Origin of the sequence: Burkholderia sp. Se-20373 (assembly GCF_017104705.1) — a bacterium.
GTDB lineage: Bacteria > Pseudomonadota > Gammaproteobacteria > Burkholderiales > Burkholderiaceae > Burkholderia.
In genome coordinates this window covers 1-17,795 of sequence record NZ_JAAGPH010000010.1, presented here as the reverse complement: position 1 = coordinate 17,795, position 17,795 = coordinate 1, and the positions used below count along the sequence as shown (strand labels likewise).

16 protein-coding genes are annotated in these 17,795 nt (G+C 67.5%); 13 read left to right on the top strand and 3 right to left on the bottom strand.

What is annotated here, in order from left to right:
* Positions 1–10: 10 nt before the first annotated feature.
* Entirely contained in the window at positions 11–901 is an 891-nt protein-coding gene (locus G3N96_RS05825; RefSeq protein WP_206136612.1) for a LysR family transcriptional regulator, read from the top strand.
* A gap of 147 nt (positions 902–1,048) precedes the next feature.
* On the opposite strand, the gene andR is transcribed toward G3N96_RS05825, so the two are convergent.
* Positions 1,049–2,008, bottom strand: coding sequence for an anthranilate 1,2-dioxygenase regulatory protein AndR (gene andR / locus G3N96_RS05820; protein WP_124576240.1), 960 nt, complete (start codon positions 2,006–2,008; stop codon positions 1,049–1,051).
* Between the two features lie 213 nt (positions 2,009–2,221).
* Between andR and andAc the strand changes: the two genes are divergently transcribed.
* From andAc to G3N96_RS05795, 5 genes are all read left to right on the top strand, one after another.
* Positions 2,222–3,493 carry an anthranilate 1,2-dioxygenase large subunit AndAc gene (gene andAc, locus G3N96_RS05815; RefSeq protein WP_089443061.1) on the top strand — a complete coding sequence of 424 codons (1,272 nt, stop codon included), beginning with the start codon at positions 2,222–2,224 and terminating at the stop codon, positions 3,491–3,493.
* 17 nt (positions 3,494–3,510) lie between these two features.
* Entirely contained in the window at positions 3,511–3,996 is a 486-nt protein-coding gene (gene andAd / locus G3N96_RS05810) for an anthranilate 1,2-dioxygenase small subunit AndAd (protein ID WP_206136611.1), read from the top strand.
* A gap of 20 nt (positions 3,997–4,016) precedes the next feature.
* Positions 4,017–4,343: an anthranilate 1,2-dioxygenase ferredoxin subunit AndAb gene (gene andAb / locus G3N96_RS05805; RefSeq protein ID WP_006479527.1), complete on the top strand. Its 327-nt coding sequence runs from the start codon at positions 4,017–4,019 to the stop codon at positions 4,341–4,343.
* Positions 4,333–5,553, top strand: coding sequence for an anthranilate 1,2-dioxygenase system ferredoxin--NAD(+) reductase (gene andAa, locus G3N96_RS05800; RefSeq protein WP_206136610.1), 1,221 nt, complete (start codon positions 4,333–4,335; stop codon positions 5,551–5,553). The genes andAb and andAa overlap by 11 nt, the downstream gene beginning before the upstream one ends.
* Before the next feature lie 170 nt (positions 5,554–5,723).
* Positions 5,724–7,010, top strand: a complete 1,287-nt coding sequence (locus G3N96_RS05795) for a DUF445 domain-containing protein (RefSeq protein WP_206136609.1) — start codon at positions 5,724–5,726, stop codon at positions 7,008–7,010.
* Between the two features lie 48 nt (positions 7,011–7,058).
* Here G3N96_RS05795 and G3N96_RS05790 read toward each other — a convergent pair whose 3' ends face one another.
* Positions 7,059–7,358 carry an addiction module antidote protein gene (locus G3N96_RS05790; protein ID WP_039344756.1) on the bottom strand — a complete coding sequence of 100 codons (300 nt, stop codon included), beginning with the start codon at positions 7,356–7,358 and terminating at the stop codon, positions 7,059–7,061.
* Positions 7,359–7,361: 3 nt separating this feature from the next.
* A complete protein-coding gene (locus tag G3N96_RS05785) occupies positions 7,362–7,679 on the bottom strand; it encodes a type II toxin-antitoxin system RelE/ParE family toxin (protein WP_346778880.1) in 318 nt (105 codons plus the stop codon).
* 352 nt (positions 7,680–8,031) lie between these two features.
* Between G3N96_RS05785 and G3N96_RS05780 the strand changes: the two genes are divergently transcribed.
* From G3N96_RS05780 to G3N96_RS05750, 7 genes are all read left to right on the top strand, one after another.
* A complete protein-coding gene (locus tag G3N96_RS05780; RefSeq protein ID WP_206136607.1) occupies positions 8,032–9,672 on the top strand; it encodes an acetolactate synthase large subunit in 1,641 nt (546 codons plus the stop codon).
* 29 nt (positions 9,673–9,701) lie between these two features.
* Positions 9,702–11,135, top strand: coding sequence for an aldehyde dehydrogenase family protein (locus G3N96_RS05775; protein ID WP_206136606.1), 1,434 nt, complete (start codon positions 9,702–9,704; stop codon positions 11,133–11,135).
* A gap of 242 nt (positions 11,136–11,377) precedes the next feature.
* A complete protein-coding gene (locus tag G3N96_RS05770) occupies positions 11,378–12,961 on the top strand; it encodes a Na+/H+ antiporter (RefSeq protein ID WP_124576247.1) in 1,584 nt (527 codons plus the stop codon).
* Positions 12,962–13,442: 481 nt separating this feature from the next.
* A complete protein-coding gene (locus G3N96_RS05765) occupies positions 13,443–14,576 on the top strand; it encodes a hybrid sensor histidine kinase/response regulator (protein ID WP_206136605.1) in 1,134 nt (377 codons plus the stop codon).
* 124 nt (positions 14,577–14,700) lie between these two features.
* A complete protein-coding gene (locus G3N96_RS05760) occupies positions 14,701–16,377 on the top strand; it encodes a methyl-accepting chemotaxis protein (RefSeq protein WP_124576250.1) in 1,677 nt (558 codons plus the stop codon).
* Positions 16,374–16,886: a chemotaxis protein CheW gene (locus G3N96_RS05755; RefSeq protein WP_124576251.1), complete on the top strand. Its 513-nt coding sequence runs from the start codon at positions 16,374–16,376 to the stop codon at positions 16,884–16,886. The genes G3N96_RS05760 and G3N96_RS05755 overlap by 4 nt, the downstream gene beginning before the upstream one ends.
* A partial coding sequence (locus tag G3N96_RS05750) for a protein-glutamate O-methyltransferase CheR (RefSeq protein ID WP_206136604.1) occupies positions 16,883–17,795 on the top strand: 913 nt, incomplete at its 3' end. The genes G3N96_RS05755 and G3N96_RS05750, both read left to right, overlap by 4 nt.

The following is a 17,795-nucleotide window of genomic DNA, read 5'->3' as shown; positions in this document are numbered from 1 at the left end:
GAGGCATGAAATGGAATTGCGTCAGCTCCGCTACTTCATCGCCGTCGCCGAGGAAATGAACATCACGCGGGCGGCCGAGCGGCTGCACATGACGCAGCCGCCGCTCAGCCGCCAGCTCCAGGCGATCGAGGACGAGATCGGGCTGCCGCTGTTCGAGCGCGGCGCGCGGCCGCTGAAACTGACGGATGCGGGGCGGGTGTTCTATGCGCAGGCGAAGCGCCTCGTTGACCAGGCCGACGAGCTCGGCCCGCTGACGCGGCGGCTCGCGCAACTGTCGGAGCGGATCGTGATCGGCTTCGTGCCGTCGACGTTGTACGGCGCGCTGCCGGACGTGATCCGCGCGTTTCGCGAGGCGCAGCCGGACGTCGAGTTGTCGCTGATCGAAATGTTCACGCTCGAGCAGCTCGGCGCGCTGAAGGGCGGGCGGATCGACGTGGGCTTCGGCCGGCTGCGCTTCGACGACGACCAGCTGGTGCGCGAGGCGCTGATCGAGGAAAAGCTGATCGCGGCGCTGCCGGTCGGGCATCGGCTCGCCGATCCGGCCCGGCCGCTGACGCTCGCGGATATCGCGAACGAGACGCTGATCGTCTATCCGAGCACGCCGCGGCCGAGCTTCGCCGATCAGCAGGTCTCGGCGCTGCGCGACGGCGCGCTGGTGCCGGCGGCCGTTCACGAGGTGCGCGAGCTGCAGACGGCGCTCGGGCTCGTGGCCGCGCAGGTTGGCGTGTCGCTGGTGCCGGAGAGCGTCGAGGGCGTGCGCGTGAAGGGCGTGGTCTACCGGCGGTTGCCGGAGCCGGCCGCGACGTCGCCGATCATCATGAGCCGCCGGCTGCACGGCGCAAGCGCGGCGACGGCCGCATTTTGCGCGATTGCGCGGGAGATGATCGTGCCGGTGGGGTGACGATCGTCATTGCCCCCTAAATCGCAACTAACGGTCGGTTTCGGCGAGCGCTGGCAAACGCCGGGAGGGCATCGCGATCTCATGCCGTTTCGTTCAACGTCGCGGGCCAGCCGTGCAAGCATGCCGGGCGCGCGAGCGTACGCGCCGTCACCGCTTCCCGTCGAGCGTTTCCGACGGCGATTCCCCGAACTTCTCCCGATACGCGATCGCGAAGCGCCCCAGGTGCGTAAACCCGCAGTCGAGCGCGACATCGGCGATCCGCCGGTCGGACACCGCGCCGCGCAGCAGCTCGCGCGCATGGTCGAGCCGCGTCGCGCGCAGGTATTGCATCGGGCTCATTCCGCGGAACTGCAGGAATGCGTCGCGCAGCGTCCGTTCCGGCACGTTGGCGGCCTGGACGATATCGGCGAGCTGCAGCGGCTGCGCGTAGTGCGCGTTCACGAACTCCTGCGCGCGCCGGACGAAGCCCGGCGCCGGGTCGCGGTGCGACGCCTGCAGCACGGACGGCGGATGGCCTTCGATCAGCAGGTCGATCAGCAGGTGCTCGAGCTGGGAGGCAACGCGCGGGTTCGCGTTCGCGCGTTCGAGCAGTTCGGGCGAGCGGGCGACGAGCATCAGTTGCTGGCGCCACGCGGCGAGCGCGGCGTCGCTGACGTGCAGCACGGGATCGAGCGTCGCGCGCGGGTCGCCGGTCAGCGAGCCGACGGTCGCCGCGTCGATGCGCAGCACGAACTGCTCGCAATCGGCCGACAGTACCGCGTCGAAGCGTTCGCCGGGCGCACACAGCACGCCGGTCTGGCCGTCGACGCCGAGCTGCCGCCCCATCGCGCGCACCTCGGCCTGGCCGGACAGGCAGAACATCAGCAGGTAGTAGCCGTCGACCGCGTCGACCTGCACGCGCATCGCGTCGCCGAACGCGATCGTGCCGATCCCGAGCCCGCCGAGCCTGACGAAATCCATGTGCGACGCACCCCGCGTGCGGCCGCTCGGCAGCAGCGCATGCGGCTGCATCACGCGCGAGATCCGCTCGCGTGTCTCGTCGAGATCGCGGGATTCGAACAGCCGGTGCGCGCGCAGCGCGAGCGGCTCGAACGACGTTGGGGACATGGGCATCAGCCTTGGTGTGGACGGCGTGCGCTTCGATCCGATCAATGGGTCGCGATCGTGCGCCGGGTCGTGTGTGCCGTCATGCTAGCGCAGAAATCCGCCGAAAGTGGATATTGCACCGCCGCAATCGCACTTTCCGGATAGACGGCGAATATTAGCTTTTCAAAAATCGGCTCCATGCATTCAACGCAACGGATCGACAAGGAGTCCGACATGGAGCAGACAGAATCGCCCGTCGTTTTCGCCGCGCGCGACGACGCGTCCGACGTGAGCTTTCCGCACGACGACGGCTCGCGCGTGCCGTACAAGGTGTTCAGCTCGCGCGCGGTCTACGATCGCGAGCAGGAGCGCATCTTCCGCGGCCCGACGTGGAACTTCGTCGCGCTGGAAGCGGAAATCCCGAACGCCGGCGATTTCAAGAGCACGTTCGTCGGCGACACGCCGGTGGTCGTCACGCGCACCGAGGACGGCACGCTGTCCGCGTGGGTGAACCGTTGCGCGCACCGCGGCGCGCAGGTGTGCCGCAAGTCGCGCGGCAACGCGAGCTCGCACACGTGTGTCTATCACCAGTGGAGCTTCGACAATTCGGGCAACCTGCTCGGCGTGCCGTTCCGGCGCGGCCAGAAGGGGATGTCCGGGATGCCGGCCGACTTCGACCCGAAGCAGCACGGGCTGCGCAAGCTGCGCGTCGACAGCTACCGCGGGCTCGTGTTCGCCACCTTCAGCGACGACGTGATGCCGCTGCCCGACTATCTCGGCGAGCAGATGCGCCCGTGGATCGACCGGATCTTCCACAAGCCGATCGAGTATCTCGGCTGTACGCGCCAGTATTCGAAGTCGAACTGGAAGCTGTACATGGAGAACGTGAAGGACCCGTATCACGCGAGCATGCTGCACCTGTTCCATACGACCTTCAACATCTTCCGCGTCGGGATGAAGGCGCGCTCGATCCCGGATGCGAACCACGGGCTGCACAGCATCATCACGGTGACGAAGACGGGCGACGACACGTCGGCCGCCTACAAGCAGCAGAACATCCGCTCGTTCGACGAAGGCTTTCATCTGGAAGACGAATCGATTCTCGACCTCGTGTCGGAATACGACGAGGACTGCACGAACCATATCCAGCCGATCTTCCCGCAGCTCGTGATCCAGCAGATCCACAACACGCTGGTCGCGCGGCAGATCCTGCCGAAAGGCCCGGACAACTTCGAACTGATCTTCCACTTCTTCGGCTACGCGGACGATACGCCGGAGCTGCGCGCGCTGCGCATCAAGCAGGCGAACCTCGTCGGGCCTGCCGGCTACATCTCGATGGAGGACACGGAGGCGACCGAGCTCGTGCAGCGCGGCACGGTGCGCGACGGCGACGCGACGTCGGTGATCGAGATGTCGCGCGGCAATCCGGACCAGCAGGACACGGTGATCACCGAAAGCCTGATCCGCAAGTTCTGGGTCGGCTACCAGAAGCTGATGGGCTATTGAAGCGGGAGCGCGGAACGATGGAAAACCTGACGGAAGACATGAAGACGTGGTTCGAGATTTACATGCTCCAGAACCGCTATATCGGGCACCTCGACAACAACCGGCTCGAAGCATGGCCGACGATGTTCACCGAGGACTGCACGTACGAAATCGTGCCGAAGGAGAACGCCGACCTCGGGCTGCCGGTCGGGATCGTCCACTGCACGAACCAGCGGATGCTGCGCGACCGCGTGGTGTCGCTGCGGCACGCGAACATCTTTGAGGAGCACACGTACCGGCACATGACGTCGGGCCTCACGATCGTCGCGGAACGCGACGGCGAGATCGATACCGAGAGCAACTACGTCGTCGTGCAGACGCGCAGCAACGGCGAGTCGAACGTGTACCAGGCCGGCAAGTACTACGACACGGTCGTGCGCACGCCGGACGGGCTGCGCTACAAGACCAAGCGGGTGATCTACGACACGTCGCGCGTGCAGACGCTGCTCGCCACCCCGATCTGATACGGAAGCAAGGAACAGACATGACCGAAGCAACGCTCGCCGAGTGGCATCCGCTCGGCGCTTTCGACGAATTCTCCGAAGACGAACCGGCGGCGCGCGTCGCCGGCCAGAAGCCGATCGCCGTGTTCCGGATCGGCGACGAACTGTTCGCGATGCACGACCTCTGCACGCACGGCCATGCGCGGCTGTCCGAAGGCTATGTGGAGGACGGCTGCGTCGAATGCCCGCTGCATCAGGGGCTGATCGACATCCGCACCGGCGCGCCGAAATGCGCGCCGATCACGGAGCCGGTCCGGACCTATCCGATCCGGATCGTCGACGGGCAGGTGGAAGTCAATGTCGGCTGATCCGTTCGTGATCGTCGGCGCCGGGCATGCCGCGCGGCGCACGGCCGAAGCGCTGCGCGAGCGCGATGCGGCGGCGCGCATCGTGATGATCGGCGCGGAGCGCGAGCTGCCGTACGACCGGCCCGCGCTGTCGAAGGATGCGCTGCTGAACGACGGCGGCGAGCAGCGCGCGTTCGTGCGCGATGCGGCGTGGTACGACGCGCAGCGCATCGAGCTGCGGCTCGGTACGCGTGTCGATGCGATCGAGCGCGATGCGCAGCGCGTGCGGCTCGACGACGGCACGACGCTGGCTTATGTGCGGCTCGTGCTCGCGACGGGTTCGCGGGTGCGCATGTTCGGTGGTGAGATCGACGCGGGCGTCACGCCGCATTACGTCCGCACGGTCGACGATGCACGTGCGTTGCGCGCGCAGCTTGCGCCGGGCCGCCGCGTGGCGGTGCTCGGCGGCGGGTTCATCGGGCTGGAGGTCGCGGCGGCGGCGCGCCAGCTCGGCTGCGACGTGACGGTGATCGATCCGGCGCCGCGCCTGCTGCAGCGCGCGTTGCCGGAAGTGGTCGGCGCGTATGCGCATCAGTTGCACGATGCGCGCGGCGTGGTGTTTCAGATGGCGACGCTGCCGCGCGCGATCCGTCGTGCACCGGGCGGCGGCGCGATCGTCGAGACCGATCACGGCGACGTGCCGGCCGACCTCGTCGTGGTCGGCATCGGTGTGGTGCCGAATGTCGAGGTCGCGCAAGCAGCGGGGCTCGAGGTCGACAACGGGATTCGCGTCGACGCGGGCTGCCGCACGGCCGATCCGGCGATCTTCGCGGCGGGCGAGGTGACGATGCACTTCAATCCCCTGCTCGGGCGTCACGTGCGGATCGAATCGTGGCAGGTGGCCGAAAACCAGCCGGCGGTCGCGGCCGCGAACCTGCTCGGCGCCGACGAGCGCTATGCCGAGCTGCCGTGGCTGTGGTCCGATCAGTACGACTGCAACCTGCAGATGCTCGGGCTGTTCGGCAGCGAGCGCACGATCGTCGTGCGCGGCGATCCGGCGAGCGGGCCGTTCACGGTGTTCGGGCTGGGGGATGACGGCAGGATCGTCGCGGTGGCGGCGGCGAACCTGGGGCGTGACATCGGCGCATCGCGCCGGTTGATCGCGGCGGGGGCGGTGCCGGACCCGGTGAAGCTCGCGGATCCGGCGGTGAACCTGAAGACGTTCATGTAACGGGCGCCCGGTCGTCCGGGGCGGCATACGGCAGCGATGCCGGCCGGCGCCGTGCGCGCTCCGTCGGTCGGCTCCGGCGGGGCGCTGCCCGCGCGCAGGGGGCCGCAATGTTTGTCGGCAGCCCCGCAACCGGTGCATATTAGCGGCATCGTTCGCCCGACCGGTTGCCCATGACGCCAGACAAAGCCCTCGAACTCAAACGCAGCAAGCGCCGCGCGCTGTGGCTGCTGCTGGCCGCCGTCGCGGTGTTCGTCACGACGATCCTGCTGCCGCGCGGCCCGTGGGTCGACGGCGTCAAGGCCGTGGTCGAAGCCGCGATGGTCGGCGCGCTCGCCGACTGGTTCGCGGTCGTCGCGCTGTTCCGCCGCGTGCCGATCCCGTTCGTGTCGCGCCACACCGAGATCATTCCGAAGAACAAGGACAAGATCGCCGACAACCTCGCGGTGTTCGTGCGCGAGAAATTCCTCGGCCCCGACGCACTTGCCGCGCAGATCCGCCAGCACGATCCCGCGCAGAAACTCGGCGCGTGGCTCGGCGAGCCGGCGAACACCGAGGCGCTCGGCGGCTATGTGACGAAGCTGATGAGTTTCGCGCTCGACATGACCGACGACGCGCGGATCCAGTCGTTCGTGCACGACGCGTTTCGCGCGGTGATCGACCGCATCGACCTGTCGCAATCGGCCGGCGCGATCCTCGACACGCTGACGAAGGACGGCCGCCACCAGGTGCTGCTCGACGATGCGATCGAACAGGTGGTCGACGTGCTCGACAAGGAGGAGAACCGCGAGGTGATCGCGGGTTTCATCGTCGAATGGCTGAAGACGCAGTACCCGAAGGTCGAGAAGATCATGCCGACGCAGTGGTTCGGCGAGAACGGCGCACGGATGCTCGCGAGCGCGGTGAGCCGTGTGCTGGAAGGCGTGGCGGCCGATCCCGAGCACGAACTGCGGCAACGTTTCGACCGGACGGTCCTGCGCTTGACCGAGCGGTTGAAGCACGATCCCGCGTTCATCGAGAAGGGCGAGGAGATCAAGCGCTATGTCCGAGACGGCGCTGCGTTCAACGACTATGTGCGCGACCTGTGGGACCAGTTGCGCGCGTGGCTGAAGGCCGATCTCGCGCGCCCCGATTCGGCGCTGCACCGGCAGGCCGCGATGCTCGGCGGCTGGCTCGGTGCGCGGCTCGCGGAGAGCCCGGCATTGCGTGCGTCGCTGAACGAGCACGTGGAGAAGGCCGTGCACGAGATGGCGCCGGATTTCGCGGATTTCCTGATGCGTCACATCCGCGACACGGTGCGCAACTGGGATGCACGCGAGATGTCGCGGCAGATCGAGCTGAACATCGGCAAGGATCTGCAATACATCCGCATCAACGGCACGCTGGTCGGCGGGCTGATCGGGCTCGGGTTGTATCTGGTGTCGCTGGTGCCGCGCTGGGCGGCCGGCTGGCTGCACTGACACGGCCACGGGTATCGCGCGGCGCGCGAGACCGGCCGCGCCCGCGCATCATGCGTGCGCTTTCGAGCCGTGCAGCTGCAGGCCGAGCGCCTTGATGACCTTCAGGATCGTGCCGAAGCTCGGGTTGCCGTCGTGCGACAGCGCCTTGTACAGCCCCTCGCGCGACAGGCCCGCATCGCGCGCGACCTGCGACATGCCGCGTGCCCGTGCGATCACGCCGAGCGCATGCGCGATGAAGGCCGGATCGTCGCCGGCTTCCTGCAGGCACGCTTCGAAGTAGTCGGCCATGTCGTCTTCGGTTTTCAGATGATCGGCCGAATCCCACGGCCGGGTGCTGATCTTGTCCATCGGTTACTCCATGTCGAGATGCGCGAGCATCGCGTGCGCGGCGCGGATGTAGGCCTGTTGCGTCGATTTATCGCCGCCGCAGAGCAGGATGACCCAGATCGTTCCGCGCCGGACGTAGTAGACGCGATAGCCCGGGCCGTGGTCGATCCGCATCTCGACGACCGGCGAGCCGGCGGACTTCCAGTCGCCCGGATTGCCCATCGAGAGGCGGTCGATGCGTGCCTGGATGCGGCGCTTCGCGACGCGATCCTGCAGGCCGGCAAACCAGGCGTCGAAGACGTCGGTGGTTCGGATGCTGAATGTAGGCGCACTGTAGGGCATGGATTGCAGTGTGTCAACCATGGTTCACATGTTTGATGCGTTGAATTTCGATGCCGCCACAGTAGGGCGACGCGCTGCGCCTGTGTGCCAAATGGCCGTTCGGCCGAAGTCGGGATCTTCCGAATCCGTCTACAATCAAAAACGTCCTTGCCGCCCGTGCGTGTTCGCCACGCGCGGGCGGATCCGTTTGTCCTCCGGTATCCGGAGGCGCCGCCGTGCAGCACGTGCCGCGCGGCGGGCAGTGCCGTGGTTTGTGTCCAGTAGGTAAAGCGTCCGCGTGCCGTAGGCCGGCGCGCGTTCTGAACGCTGCGTGTCCGTAGGCCGGGCAGGCGGCATCAACCGAGAGTCCCCCATGAAAGCATCGGATCTGTTCGTGAAGGCGCTGGAAGCCGAAGGCGTCGAGTACGTGTTCGGCATTCCCGGCGAGGAAAATCTCGATCTGCTCGAATCGCTGCGGCGATCGAAGATCAAGCTCGTGCTGACCCGGCACGAGCAGGCGGCCGGGTTCATGGCCGCCACCTACGGCCGCCTGACGGGCCGCACCGGCGTGTGTATCGCCACGCTCGGGCCCGGCGCGACGAACTTCGTCACGGCGGCCGCCTATGCGCAGCTCGGCGGCATGCCGATGCTGATGATCACCGGGCAGAAGCCGATCAAGTCCAGCAAGCAGGGCCACTTCCAGATCGTCGACGTGGTCGACATGATGCAGCCGCTCACGAAGTTCACGCGGCAGATCGTCTCGATCGGCAACATCCCGTCGGCCGTGCGCGAGGCGTTCCGCCGCGCGGAGGAAGAGCGCCCTGGCGCCGCGCACCTCGAGCTGCCGGAAGACATCGCGCACGAGGAGGGCGACGGCAAGCCGATCCCGCGCAGCTACAGCCGGCGGCCGGTGGCCGAGGAGAAGGCGGTCGCGCATGCGGTCGACGCGATCCAGGCCGCGCGGCATCCGCTGCTGATGATCGGCGCGGGCGGCAACCGCAAGACCACCTGCAAGATGCTGCTCGAATTCGTCGACAAGACGGGGATCCCGTTCTTCACGACGCAGATGGGCAAGGGCGTGATCGACGAGACGCATCCGCTGTGGCTCGGCAACGCGACGCTGTCCGACGGCGATTTCGTGCACCGTGCGATCGAGCATGCGGACTGCATCATCAACGTCGGCCACGACGTGATCGAGAAGCCGCCGTTCTTCATGCGTACCGACGACAAGACCGTGATCCACGTGAACTTCCTCGGCGCGCAGGTCGACCCCGTCTACTTCCCGCAGATCGAGGTGGTCGGCGACATCGCGAACGCGGTGTGGCAGATGAAGGAAGCGCTTGCGCCGCAATCGCACTGGGATTTCGAGCGCTTCCGGATGATCAAGGCGCATTTCGACGCGCATCTGCAGAAAGGCCAGCACGACTCTCGCTTCCCGATGTACCCGGTGCGGATCGTCAACGATCTGTACAACGCGATGCCGGTCGACGGCATCGTCTGTCTCGACAACGGGATGTACAAGATCTGGTTCGCGCGCTACTGGCGCGCGCACGAGCCGAATTCGCTGCTGCTCGACAACGCGCTCGCGTCGATGGGCGCGGGCCTGCCGTCGGCGATCGCGACGAAGATCGTGCATCCGCAGCGCAAGGTGATCGCCGTGTGCGGCGACGGCGGGTTCATGATGAATTCGCAGGAGCTCGAAACCGCGGTGCGGCTGAAGCTCGACCTCGTCGTGATGATCCTGCGCGACGACGCGTTCGGGATGATCCGCTGGAAGCAGGAGAACATGAATTTCCCCGATTTCGCGATGACGCTGCAGAACCCCGATTTCGTCGCGTATGCGCAAAGCTACGGTGCGCACGGGCATCGCGTCGAATCGGCCGACGATCTCGAGCCGCTGCTGCGCGAGTGTTTCTCGTCGCCGGGCGTGCACGTGATCGACGTGCCGATCGACTACTCGGACAACGAGCGCGTGCTGAACCGCGAGATCAAGCGCCTGTCGGCGCAACTCTGAATGCCACGTTCACAGGAAGGAGTCGTTCCATGTTGAAGGAAACCTACCCGTACTACCTCGCCAACGAGGCCGTCTACGCGAACACCGATCTGGAGGTGACGGACAAGTTCAGCGGCAAGGTCGCGACACGCGTCGCGCTGGCCGATGCGAAGGCCATCGACGCGGCGATCGGCGCGGCGGTCGATGCCGCGAAGCCGATGCGCGAGCTGCCGCCCTACAAGCGGCAGGCCGTGCTCGATCATTGCGTCGCGCGCTTTCGCGAGCGCTTCGACGAGCTGGCCGAGGCGCTGTGCATCGAGGCCGGCAAGCCGATCAACGATTCGAAGGGCGAAGTGACGCGGCTGATCGACACGTTCCGCGTGGCGTCCGAGGAATCGGTGCGGATCGACGGCGAGATCATCAACCTCGAGATCTCCGCGCGTGCGCAGGGCTACACGGGCTACACGAAGCGCGTGCCGGTCGGCCCGTGCTCGTTCATCTCGCCGTTCAACTTCCCGCTGAATCTCGCCGCGCACAAGGTCGCGCCCGCGCTCGCGGCCGGCTGTCCGTTCGTGCTGAAGCCGGCGAGCCGCACGCCGATCGGCGCGCTGATCATCGGCGAGGTGCTCGCGGAAACCGACTTGCCGAAGGGCGCATTCTCGGTGCTGCCCGCGCATCGCGACGGCGCCGACCTGTTCACGACCGACGAGCGGTTCAAGCTGCTGTCGTTCACGGGTTCGCCGGCCGTCGGCTGGGCGCTGAAGGAGAAGGCCGGCAAGAAGAAAGTCGTGCTGGAGCTTGGCGGCAACGCGGCCGCGATCGTCGATGCGGACCAGCGCGACCAGCTCGACTACGTGGTCGAGCGCCTTGCGTTCGGCGCGTATTACCAGTCGGGCCAGAGCTGCATCGGCGTGCAGCGGATCCTCGTGCATGCCGACCTGTACGACGCGTTGCGCGAGAAACTGATCGCGAAGACGCGTTCGCTGAAGATGGGCGACCCGAAGGATCCGTCGACGTTCGTCGGCCCGATGATCTCGGAATCCGAGTCGCGCCGGCTGTCGGGCTGGATGGACGCGGCGGTCGCGGCGGGCGCGAAGATCGTCGCGGGCGGCAAGGTCGATGGCGCGATGTTCGAGGCGACGCTGCTGGAAAACGTCGGGCACGAGCAGGATCTGTACCGGAAGGAGGCATTCGGCCCCGTTGCGATCCTCGAGAAGTTCGACCGGTTCGACGATGCGCTCGCGCGCGTGAACGACAGCGACTTCGGGCTGCAGGCCGGCGTGTTCACCGATTCGCTCACGCATGCGCAGCGCGCGTGGGACGAGCTGGAGGTCGGCGGCGTCGTGATCAACGACGTGCCGTCGTTCCGCGTCGACAACATGCCGTACGGCGGCGTGAAGGATTCGGGGCTCGGCCGCGAAGGGATCCGCTACGCGATCGAGGACATGACCGAGCCGCGGCTGATGGTCGTGCGGCGCCGGTAACGCGCGGGCAGGCGGCGCGGTGCCGCGACGGCACGCGGGCGGGTGATCGGGCCGGCCCGCGTGCCGTTTTTCATGGCGCCGCGCGCAATGGGCCGGCGCCGGACCCGCACCGTGACCGCCTCGCGCGGCGGGCGGCCCGAGCACACTCGACTGGGGGCCTCGCCTCGTGATGTAATCGCGCGAAACTGCCGACCGGGGTACGACACCGGAAAGCGCGAATTCATTCTTCACGAGGTCGATTCATGTCCCCCGTCTCGGCATTCAAGCTGGTTTTGTTGTCATTTCTCGCGATCGTCGCGCTCGAATGCATCGCCAAGCGGCTGCGGTTGCCGCCCGCGGCCGCGCTGCTGATCGGCGGCATCGGTATCGCGTTCATTCCCGGCCTGCCGCCGATCAATCTCGATCCGGAACTGGTGCTGCTGGTGTTCCTGCCGCCGCTGCTGATGGACGGCGCGTACTTCTCGGTGTGGGAGGAGTTCAAGCGCAACGTCGGCGGCATCCTGCTGCTCGCGATCGGCGCGGTCGTGTTCACGACGTTCGCGGTCGGCTTCGCCGTGCACTGGGTGGCGCCGTCGCTGCCGTGGGCCGCGTGCTTCGCACTCGGGGCGATCGTGTCGCCGCCCGACGCCGTGGCAGCGAAGGCCGTGCTCGAGCGCGTCGCGCTGCCGCGCCGGCTGATGGTGCTGCTCGAAGGCGAAAGCCTGCTGAACGATGCGGCCGGCCTCGTGCTGTTCCGCTTCGCGGTCGTAGCGGCGCTGTCGGGCACCTTCAGCCTCGGCCACGCGGTCGTGGGTTTCGCGGAGCTCGGGCTCGGCGGCGTGGTGGTCGGCTTCGTGGTCGGCAAGCTCGTCGTGTGGTTCCTGAAGCTGCTCGACGACGACTATCTCGTGATCACCGTCGCGGTGATCGCCGGCTGGATCGCGTATATCGCCGGGGAAATGGTCGAAGTGTCCGGCGTGATCGCCACCGTCACGGCCGGCATGATCGTCGGCTGGCATCAGCACGAGGTGTTCTCGGCGGCGGTGCGCACGCGCGGCACCGCGTTCTGGCAGGTCATCGTGTTCCTGCTCGAAGCGATGGTGTTCGTGCTGATCGGGCTGTCGCTGCGCGGCGCGATCCACCGGCTCGGCGGTTTCGAGCAGGTGCTCGCCACGATGGTGCCGCCGATGCTCGCGGTGCTGGCGGCGGTGATCGTGTCGCGCTTCGTGTGGATCTACGCGGTCGAGGCGCTGAAGTGGCCGGTGCGCGGGATCGCGCGGCGCGGCGAAGCGCCCGACTGGAAGGCCGCGACGATCATGAGCTGGGCCGGGATGCGCGGCGTCGTCACGCTGGCGATCGCGCTGTCGCTGCCCGAGGCGATGCCCGGCCGCGACGTGATCCTGGTCGCGTCGTTCGCGGTGATCCTCGTCACCGTGCTGCTGCAGGGCACGACGATCGGGCCGCTGATCCGGCTGCTGCGCCTGCCGCAGCGTGAAGAACGCGCGTCGCACCACCTGACCGAGCCGCAGACGTGGGCGTATGTCGAGGCGGCGCAGCTCGCGGCGATCCAGCCGCTCGTGCGCGACGAGAACGGGGTCGTGATCCATCCGCGCCTGCTCGAGCAGTACACGTATCGCGCGGAATTGACGGAAAGGACGAAGAACGAGCCGACGTATCCGGCTGAAGTGCGTGCCGCGCACTACGACGTCGTGCTGGCCGCGATCCGGGCCGGGCGCGCGGAACTGTTGCGCCTGCACCGTTCGGGGCGCATCCACGACGAGATGCTGCACGCGCTCGAACGCGACCTCGACCTGCAGGAAGTGTCCGCGCAGCACGCGCGCGGGTAAGGCCGCGCACCTCCGTCACATCGCCATCGAGCGGCCGGCGTCGGCCGGCCCGAAGCGCGCCCGGGCCGATCGTTGCCCGGCGCGCTTCTTTCTTTCGCGCGCCCGCCGATTCGACGGATATTCATCCGGCCCTCAAATGCGGCGGCAGCCAGCCTTGCAGCGCATGCAAGCCTTATCGCACGGGTCTCGCAAACGTTATCGTCTTTCGAATCCTGAAATGATCCGATTAAACGGTTTCCCTCTCTTTCTGCATATTTGGCAAAACTAAACCGGATTGAGATAGATGCTGTGTTCTAATTTCATTTAGAATCAGCCGGTTATGTTTATTGAGAGAAAGGATGCGGAGGTAATACGGTCGCCAACGGGGAGAAATCGGCGTCCAAAACCCTGCAAGGCGGTGCCGACAGGCCAATTCGGCGGAATCAGGCGGGGTTTTCAACCGCTGAAATAAGATAGCGTCCAAGTCTGATAAACAACTCCTATGAAAGAATCGATTGGAGAATCGGCGTTTGAAACTGTATTTATGAAAGAATCGAGCGGTGATAATGCCTCGGATTGTCTTGAATCGGGGTTATCGGTCCTTCTCGTCGACGATCAACCGTTCGTCGGCGAGGTGATCCGCCGCGCGCTGCGCAGCGAACATGACATCGACCTGCATGTGTGCACCGACGCGCACCGGGCGATGGCGGTCGCGCGCGACGTGAAGCCGACGGTCATCCTGCAGGATCTCGTGATGCCGGAGATCGACGGCCTCGATCTGGTCCGCGCGTGGCGTGCGGACGCCGGCACCGCTCGCGTGCCGATCATCGTGCTGTCCGCGAAGGAGGAGCCGATCGTCAAGCGCGAGGCGTTCATCGCCGGCGCGAACGACTATCTGGTGAAGCTCCCCGACGCGATGGAGCTGGCTGCCCGGATCCGCTATCACTCGAATTCTTACCTGATGTCCCGGCAGCGCGACGAGGCGCTCGATTTCCTGTCGCACGACATGCGTTCGCCGCAGACGTCGATCCTCGCGCTGCTCGACGTCTACCGGGCCGAGCACGGCGAGATGCCGGCGATCATGGAGCGCATTGCCGGCCATGCGCGGCGCGCGCTCGCGCTGGCCGACGGCTTCATCCACCTGACCCGCGCGCAGTCCGAGCGCCGCGCGCACGAGGTCGTGAGTCTCAACGAGATCGTGCTCGACGCCGTCGACCAGCTGTGGGAGAAGGCGGCCGGGCTCGGCAGCCGGGTCGCCGCGCACGTGCCCGATACCGAATGCGTAACGATGGGCGATCGCATGATGCTGACGCGCGCGGTCGCGAACCTGATCGACAACGGGCTGAAGTACGGCCCGGCCGGCACGGACGTGCACTGCACGCTGGGCAGCGAGGACGGCGCCTGGCTGATCGGTGTCGAGGACACCGGCGCGGGAATCGCGCCGGAGCAGCGCACGGCCGCGACCGAGTCGTTCGTGCAGCTCGAATCCGCGCATGGCGCGGCGCGCGGCGGTTTCGGCCTCGGGCTCGCGTTCGTCCGCGCGACGGCGGCGCGGCATCGCGGCCAGATCCTGATGCGCAATACCGCGCGCGGCTTCATGGTCGCGCTTCGGCTGCCGGCGCAAGCGGAGCGGTGATGTCGCGGCGCGGCCTGCCGGCGCCGCGCTGCCCGAGAGACCCTGATGTGCTCGCGGCGCGCCGTCCGGCGCGCCGGCGGGCGTGGATTTTTTCAACGCTGATTTTATAAAGCCCATAACGAACATGGCCACCGTGACGCCCCGCGCGACCAATGAAAGCCTGCATCCGACGATCGGCGCTGCCCGGCTGACGCTCGGCAATCGCATCCTGCTCAGCTTCGGCGTGCTGTTCGTGCTGATGCTGGTGACAGCCGGCGTCTCTTACGAGCGACTGCGCGCGATCAACAGCGAAGCCGTCAGCATCGAGCGCGACTCGCTGCCGGGCGTCTACCTTGCGTCGTCGCTGCGCGGTTCGGTCAACGAATCGTTCATGCTGTTGCAGCAGGCGACGTTCGTCGAAACCGACCCCGACAGCGTGCATCGCGATCTCGCGAAAATCGCCGATGCGCTGAAGGAGGTCGAGGCGTTGTCGGTCGACTATCAGAGCACGACGTTCCGCGACGACGACCGGCAGCGCTTCGCGGCGTTCCGCGGCGCGTTCGACCACTACGTGCCGCTGCTGAACGACGCCGTGCAGAAGAGCCGCGTGTCGCGCGAGGAGGCCGTCGCCGCGTACGCGAAAGCGCTGCCCGCGTGGACCGAGGTCGTGCGCAACGCGAACGTGCTGGTGCAGGAAAACCGCAAGTTCGCCGAGCAGTCCGCGAAGCTGATCCGCGAATCCGTGCAGGACACCGAGGTCGTGCTCGTCGGCGCGCTGACGATCATGCTGCTGTCCGCGCTCGGGCTCGGCTACCTGCTGTACCGCTCGGTCACCGTCCCGATGGCGCGGCTCGTCGAGGTGCACGACGTGATGCGCACCGGCAACCTGACGCGCCGCCTCGACCTGCGCCGCCGCGACGAATTCGGCACGCTCGAGACGGGCTTCAACCGGATGGCCGACGAGCTGACCGAGCTCGTCGCCCGCGCGCAGCAATCGTCGCTGCAGGTGACGACGTCGGTGGCCGAGATCGCGGCGACGTCGCGCGAGCAGCAGGCGACCGCGAACGAAACCGCGGCGACGACGACCGAGATCGGCGCGACCTCGCGCGAGATCTTCGCGACGTCGCGCGACCTGCTGCGCACGATGAACGAGGTGGCCGGCGTGGCCGAGCAGTCGGCGACGCTCGCGGGCGTGAGCCAGAGCGGGCTCACGCGGATGGGCGAGACGATGCGCAGCGTGATGGACGCGGCCGGTTCGGTGAACGCGAAGCTCGCGATCCTCAACGAGAAGGCGCTGAACATCAACCAGGTGGTCGCGACGATCACCAAGGTGGCCGACCAGACCAACCTGCTGTCGCTGAACGCGGCGATCGAGGCCGAGAAGGCCGGCGAATACGGCCGCGGCTTCGCGGTCGTCGCGACCGAGATCCGCCGCCTCGCCGACCAGACGGCGGTGGCGACCTACGACATCGAGCAGACGGTGAAGGAAATCCAGTCGGCGGTGTCGGCGGGCGTGATGGGGATGGACAAGTTCTCCGAGGAAGTGCGCCGCGGGATGCTCGACGTGCAGCAGGTCGGCGGGCAGCTGTCGCAGATCATCGCCGAGGTGCAGACGCTCGCGCCGCGCTTCCAGATGGTCAACGAAGGGATGCAGACGCAGGCGAACGGCGCCGAGCAGATCACGCAGGCGCTGTCGCAGCTGTCGGAGGCCGCGCAGCAGACGGCCGAGTCGCTGCGCCAGTCGTCGCAGGCGATCGACGACCTGACGCTCGTCGCGAACCAGTTGCGCACCAGCGTGTCGCGCTTCAAGGTCGACGCGTGACGCGCGCCGACCCGCAGAACGGCGCCCACGCGCTGTTCCTGATGTTCGAGCTCGATGGCGGGCGCTATGCGCTCGACGCAGCCGGCATCGACGAGGTGCTGCCGCTCGCGGTCACGAAGGCCGTGCCGGGCGCACCGGACTGGATCGCCGGGCTGCTGATGCGCGGCGGCCAGCCGGTGCCGGTGATCGACGTGCCGATGCTGGCGCTCGGGCGCCGCGCGCATGCGCTGCGCTCGACGCGGCTCGTGATGGTCCGCTACCGCGCGGACGACGCGGGCGGCGAGCGCACGATCGGGCTGATCGTCGAGCGTGCGACGCAGACGATGCGGATCGACCGCGCGGCGTTCCGCTCGAGCGGCATCTCGACCGCACGCACGCGCTGGCTCGGGCCTGTCGCGAATACGCCCGATGGCGTCGTGCAGCAGGTATCGGTATCCGACCTGGTCGACGACGTCGCGCGCCTGTATCTGTTCGACGGCCTGCCGGGCCACGGGGGAGAGTCCGCATGAAAGAGTCCGAATCGCGATTTCGCGGCTGGCTGCTGCGCGAGACCGGCATCGACCCCGATTCGCTCGGCAACGATTTCCTGACCCGCGCGCTGACGGAACGCGTGCACGCGCTGCAGGCGGACGGCGAGCGCCTGCCGTCGGCGGCGCGGCCGCCCGTCACGCAGGACGCGCTCGACACGTACTGGCAGCAGCTCAACGCGTCGGCCGACGAGCGGCGTGCGCTGATCGAGCTGTTCGTCGTGCCCGAGACCTGGTTCTTCCGCGACCGCGAGGCCTTCGCGACGCTCGCGCGGCTCGCGACGGAGCGGCTCGCCGCGCTGCCCGGCCGGGTGATCCGCGTGCTGAGCGCGCCGTGCTCGACGGGCGAGGAGCCGTATTCGGCGGCGATGGCGCTGCTCGACGCGGGGCTCGACCCGGCCAGCTTCACGATCGACGCGATCGACCTCAGCACGCGCGCGATCGAGCAGGCGCGGCTCGGCTGCTACGGGCGCAATGCATTCCGCGGCACCGCGACGGAGTTTCGCGCGCGGCACTTCACGCCGACCCGCGACGGCTGGCTGCTCGACGAGCGCGTGCGCGCGTGCGTGCAGTTCAGTCAGTCGAACCTCGTCGAACCGGCCGTGGATACCGGCATTCGCTACGATTTCGTGTTCTGCCGCAACGTGCTGATCTACTTCGATCGCGACGCGCAGGATCGCGTGATCCGCTCGCTCGACGCGCGTCTGGCCGACGACGGCATGCTGTTCGTCGGTCCCGCCGAAACGGGCGTCGCGATGCGGCACGGGATGCGCTCGGCGCGCGTGCCGCTGGCGTTTGCGTTTCATCGCGAGCCTGCCGGTGCGGCGGCCGACGTATTCGCGGCTCGGCCGGCGGCGCCGCTGGCGGCGGCCGCGCCGTATCGGCGCGCGA

What these genes read in the sequence shown, in the direction of transcription:
- G3N96_RS05825 (WP_206136612.1), top strand. Translation starts at nt 11, where the DNA reads ATGGAATTGCGTCAGCTCCGCTACTTCATCGCCGTCGCCGAGGAAATG.
- G3N96_RS05795 (WP_206136609.1), top strand. Translation starts at nt 5,724, where the DNA reads ATGACGCCAGACAAAGCCCTCGAACTCAAACGCAGCAAGCGCCGCGCG.
- G3N96_RS05765 (WP_206136605.1), top strand. Translation starts at nt 13,443, where the DNA reads ATGAAAGAATCGATTGGAGAATCGGCGTTTGAAACTGTATTTATGAAA.
- G3N96_RS05775 (WP_206136606.1), top strand. Translation starts at nt 9,702, where the DNA reads ATGTTGAAGGAAACCTACCCGTACTACCTCGCCAACGAGGCCGTCTAC.
- G3N96_RS05780 (WP_206136607.1), top strand. Translation starts at nt 8,032, where the DNA reads ATGAAAGCATCGGATCTGTTCGTGAAGGCGCTGGAAGCCGAAGGCGTC.
- andAb (WP_006479527.1), top strand. Translation starts at nt 4,017, where the DNA reads ATGACCGAAGCAACGCTCGCCGAGTGGCATCCGCTCGGCGCTTTCGAC.
- G3N96_RS05770 (WP_124576247.1), top strand. Translation starts at nt 11,378, where the DNA reads ATGTCCCCCGTCTCGGCATTCAAGCTGGTTTTGTTGTCATTTCTCGCG.
- andAc (WP_089443061.1), top strand. Translation starts at nt 2,222, where the DNA reads ATGGAGCAGACAGAATCGCCCGTCGTTTTCGCCGCGCGCGACGACGCG.
- andR (WP_124576240.1), bottom strand. Translation starts at nt 2,008, where the DNA reads ATGTCCCCAACGTCGTTCGAGCCGCTCGCGCTGCGCGCGCACCGGCTG.
- andAd (WP_206136611.1), top strand. Translation starts at nt 3,511, where the DNA reads ATGGAAAACCTGACGGAAGACATGAAGACGTGGTTCGAGATTTACATG.
- G3N96_RS05790 (WP_039344756.1), bottom strand. Translation starts at nt 7,358, where the DNA reads ATGGACAAGATCAGCACCCGGCCGTGGGATTCGGCCGATCATCTGAAA.
- G3N96_RS05760 (WP_124576250.1), top strand. Translation starts at nt 14,701, where the DNA reads ATGGCCACCGTGACGCCCCGCGCGACCAATGAAAGCCTGCATCCGACG.
- G3N96_RS05785 (WP_346778880.1), bottom strand. Translation starts at nt 7,679, where the DNA reads ATGCCCTACAGTGCGCCTACATTCAGCATCCGAACCACCGACGTCTTC.
- andAa (WP_206136610.1), top strand. Translation starts at nt 4,333, where the DNA reads ATGTCGGCTGATCCGTTCGTGATCGTCGGCGCCGGGCATGCCGCGCGG.